The organism is Pararobbsia silviterrae (assembly GCF_003628125.1).
Lineage (GTDB): Bacteria > Pseudomonadota > Gammaproteobacteria > Burkholderiales > Burkholderiaceae > Pararobbsia > Pararobbsia silviterrae.
The window spans coordinates 1-2091 of the sequence record NZ_RBZU01000034.1 but is presented as its reverse complement, the minus strand read 5'-3'; the positions used below and the strand labels follow the sequence as shown (position 1 = coordinate 2091).

The 2091-nt window shown below is 67.4% G+C and carries 1 protein-coding gene; it reads right to left on the bottom strand.

The window, feature by feature from the left end:
* Nucleotides 1-2091, bottom strand: a 2091-nt coding sequence (locus D7S86_RS29730) for a beta strand repeat-containing protein (RefSeq protein WP_420813321.1), incomplete at both ends; no start/stop codon positions are given.

Sequence of the window (2091 nt, the reverse complement as noted above, 5' to 3'; positions counted from 1 at the left end):
GGTCGTCGAGAGTGCCGCGACTTGATCCGAGCTCAGGTTCGCGACTTGCGTCGTCGAGAGACCCGCGACTTGTGCGGTGGTCAGTGCCGAGATGTCGGTCGTCGAGAGGCTTGCGACTTCAGCCGTCGTCAGCGCGTTGAGGCCCGCCGTCGTCAGCGAAGCGACTTGCGCCGAATTCAGCGCCGCGATGCCCGTCGCACCGAGTGCCGTCACCTGGTTCGTCTTCAGCGCGGCGACGTCGGTCGTCGAGAGCGCGCCGACCTGATCGGTCGTCAGGCCAGCGACTTGCGCCGTCGTCAGACCCGCGACTTGCGCCGTCGTCAGTGCGCCGATCTGGTCGGTCGTCAGACCCGCCGTACCGATGCTGCCGATCTGCGTGGCCGACAAGGCGCGGATATCGCTCGTCGAGAGCGCCGCGACTTGATCCGAGCTCAGGTTCGCGACTTGCGTCGTCGAGAGGCCCGCGACTTGCGCCGTCGTCAGCGCGGAGATGTCGGTCGTCGAGAGGCTCGAGACTTCAGCCGTCGTCAGCGCGTTGAGCTCCTGCGTCGTCAGCGAAGCGACTTGCGTCGAGGTCAGACCCGCGACGCCTGCCGCGCCGAGTGCCTGGACCTGGTTCGTCTTCAGCGCGGCGACGTCGGTCGTCGAGAGCGCGGCGACTTGCGTCGTCGTCAGACCCGCGACTTGCGCCGTCGTCAGACCCGCGACTTGCGCCGTCGTCAGTGCGCCGATCTGGTCGGTCGTCAGGCCGGCCGTGCCGATATGGCCGATCTGTGTGGCCGACAGGGCGCGGATGTCGTTCGTCGAGAGCGCCGCGACTTGATCCGAGCTCAGGTTCGCGACTTGGACCGTCGAGAGGCCTGCGACTTGCGCCGTCGTCAGTGCCGAGATGTCGGTCGTCGAGAGGCTTGCAACTTCAGCCGTCGTCAGCGCGTTGAGGCCTGCCGTCGTCAGCGAGGCGACTTGCGCCGAGTTCAGGGCCGCGATGCCCGTTGCACCGAGCGCCGTCACCTGGTTCGTCTTCAGCGCGGCGACGTCGGTCGTCGAGAGTGCGCCGATCTGATCCGTCGTGAGACCCGCGACCTGGGCGGTCGTCAGGCTTGCGACCTGCGCCGTCGTCAGTGCGCCGATCTGGTCGGTCGTCAGGCCGGCCGTGCCGATGCTGCCGATCTGCGTGGCCGACAGGGCGCGGATATCGCTCGTCGAGAGCGCCGCGACTTGATCCGAGCTCAGGTTCGCGACTTGCGTCGTCGAGAGACCCGCGACTTGCGCGGTCGTCAGTGCCGAGATGTCCGTCGTCGAGAGGCTCGAGACTTCAGCCGTCGTCAGCGCGTTGAGCTCCTGCGTCGTCAGCGAAGCGACTTGCGTCGAGGTCAGACCCGCGACGCCTGCGGCGCCGAGCGCCTGGACCTGGTTCGTCTTCAGCGCGGCGACGTCCGTTGTCGAGAGCGCGGCGACTTGCGTCGTCGTCAGACCTGCGACTTGCGCCGTCGTCAGACCCGCGACTTGAGCCGTCGTCAGTGCGCCGATCTGATCCGTCGTCAGGCCAGCCGTACCGATATGGCTGATCTGCGTGGTCGACAGGGCACGGAGATCGGTCGTCGACAGTGCCGCGACTTGATCCGAGCTCAGATTCGCGACTTGCGTCGTCGAGAGACCCGCGACTTGCGCCGTCGTCAACGCCGAGATGTCCGTCGTCGAGAGGCTTGCGACTTCAGCCGTCGTCAGCGCGTTGAGGCCTGCCGTCGTCAGCGACGCGACTTGCGCCGAGTTCAGGGCCGCGACGCCCGTTGCGCCGAGTGCCTGGACCTGGTTCGTCTTCAGTGCCGTGACGTCGGTCGCCGAGAGCGCGCCGACCTGATCGGTCGTCAGGCCCGCGATTTGCGCCGTCGTCAGACCCGCGACTTGTGCCGTCGTCAGCGCGCCGATCTGATCCGTCGTCAGACCCGTCGTGCCGAGGTGGCTGATCTGCGTGGTCGACAGGGCGCGGAGGTCGGTCGTCGAGAGTGCCGCGACTTGATCCGAGCTCAGGTTCGCGACTTGCGTCGTCGAGAGACCCGCGACTTGTGCGGTGGTCAGTGCCGAGATGTC